This is a genomic window from Nocardioides sp., assembly GCF_036401255.1.
In the GTDB taxonomy this organism is placed as follows: domain Bacteria; phylum Actinomycetota; class Actinomycetes; order Propionibacteriales; family Nocardioidaceae; genus Nocardioides.
Genome location: NZ_DASWVI010000282.1, coordinates 1 through 1722, shown reverse-complemented (window position 1 = coordinate 1722; position 1722 = coordinate 1). Strand labels below are relative to the sequence as shown.

The following is a 1722-nucleotide window of genomic DNA, read 5'->3' as shown; positions in this document are numbered from 1 at the left end:
GACGCCGGCGGATCCGACGTACGAGCGACGCTAGGAGCGCGGACGGACGGTCCCGGCCACATCGCTGGTGCCCTGGGGAGAACGCCGCCGCACGCCGCCCTGTGGACGACGAACGGGCCGATCAGCGCGCGAGCGTCACCGTGATCGTGCTGTTGGTGCAGCCGGAGGCCAGCGAGGTCATCGCGCTCTTCTCCGCGCTGTCCACCGAGAGCCGCCAGCGGTGCTTGACCGCCACCCACTCCCGCAGGTAGCGGCACTGCTGCTGGGCCGGCAGCCACTCCGCGACGTCCTGGTCGCCCTTCGACCGGTTCACCGAGGAGGTGACGCCGACCAGGGTGCGGTAGTCGCCGAGGTCGTTGGCGTAGGCCTGCCGCGTGGCGTTGGACCACGAGCCGGCGCCGGAGTCCCACGCCTCGGCCAGGGGCACCAGGTGGTCGATGTCGAGTGCCGAGGCGGAGGTCTGGGACACGCCGTCGTAGTAGGAGTACCACCGGCCGCCGGAGAGCGCGCAGCTCGCGCCGACCGTCGGCGCCTCCTCGGCCTCGGCGATCAGCACCTCGTCGCGGGTGTCGCACCCGTCGCCGTCGGCGTCGACCCAGTGCCGGAACAGGTCGCGGGAGTAGCCGCTGCGCGACTCGGCCGCGGTCGGCAGGTCGGCGATGGCCTGGGTGAGCGAGGCGGAGTACCCGGCGGCCTGGGCCGGCGCGGGCGTCGCGACCAGCACGGTGGCGATCAGCCAGACGTACAGCAGGAGCAGGCCGAGGGTGGGCAGGGGACGACGAACCATGAGGACTCCCGAGACGGTCTGGTCGATGGTGGTACGACGACCCTCGCCGCCGGGCGCGACGGTGGCAAGGAAACGACCGCGGAACTCTCCGGGACGGTTCGGCGTGCGACCGGGTGGGTACCGCCCGCGCGTGGACACACGTGAGCTCCTCGGCGGCCGGTACCGGCTGGTCGAGCGGATCGGCGCGGGCGGGATGGGGGCCGTCCACCGTGCGCACGACACCCGACTCGACCGCCCGGTGGCCGTCAAGATGCTCCACGAGGGGCGTGAGGTCGACGAGGTCACCCGCGAGCGCCTCCGCGCCGAGGCACGACTCGCGGGCACGCTGCGCCATCCCGGGATCGTCCAGGTCTTCGACTACGGGGAGGAGCCGGGCGCCGACGGGCCGTCGCCGTACGTCGTGATGCAGCTCGTCGAGGGCACGCCGCTGTCCCAGGTGCTGCGCGAGAGGGGCCCGCTGCCGGCCGACCGGGTGGCCGCCCTGGTCGCCGACGTCGCGCGGGCCCTGGACGCCGCGCACGGCGCCGGCATCGTGCACCGCGACCTCAAGCCGTCGAACATCCTCATGACGCCCGAGGGCCGGGCGGTGCTGCTCGACTTCGGCGTCGCCCGTTCGGACGAGATGGAGCCGCTCACCGAGACCGGCCTGATCATCGGCAGCGCCGACTACCTCAGCCCCGAGCAGGTCCGCGGCCAGCGCGCGACGTCCGCCTCGGACGTCTTCGGCCTCGGCGTGGTGGCACACCAGAGCCTCAGCGCCTCGTCGCCGTTCCACCGCGACACCCAGGCCGCCACGGTGCTCGCCCGCCTGCACGAGGACGCCCCGCCGCTGCCTGAGTCGGTGCCCGCGCCACTGCGCGCGCTGGTCGGCTCGATGCTGGCCCGGGAGCCCGCGGATCGCCCCTCGGCCGCCGAGGTGGCCCAGCGGGCGGCCG

The 1722-nt window shown here is 74.2% G+C and carries 2 protein-coding genes; one reads left to right on the top strand and one right to left on the bottom strand.

Going from position 1 to position 1722, the window contains the following annotated elements; all coding sequences use genetic code 11:
- Positions 1–121: 121 nt before the first annotated feature.
- The gene (locus VGD85_RS13320; RefSeq protein ID WP_331063924.1) at positions 122–787 is read right to left on the bottom strand and encodes an HNH endonuclease family protein; all 666 of its coding nucleotides are present in this window, start codon (positions 785–787) and stop codon (positions 122–124) included.
- Positions 788–917: 130 nt separating this feature from the next.
- Between VGD85_RS13320 and VGD85_RS13315 the strand changes: the two genes are divergently transcribed.
- The coding region (locus tag VGD85_RS13315; RefSeq protein WP_331063923.1) for a serine/threonine-protein kinase at positions 918–1722 on the top strand (805 nt) is incomplete at its 3' end.

Coding starts and splice junctions, on each gene's coding strand:
- VGD85_RS13320 (WP_331063924.1), bottom strand. CDS start 787: ATGGTTCGTCGTCCCCTGCCCACCCTCGGCCTGCTCCTGCTGTACGTC.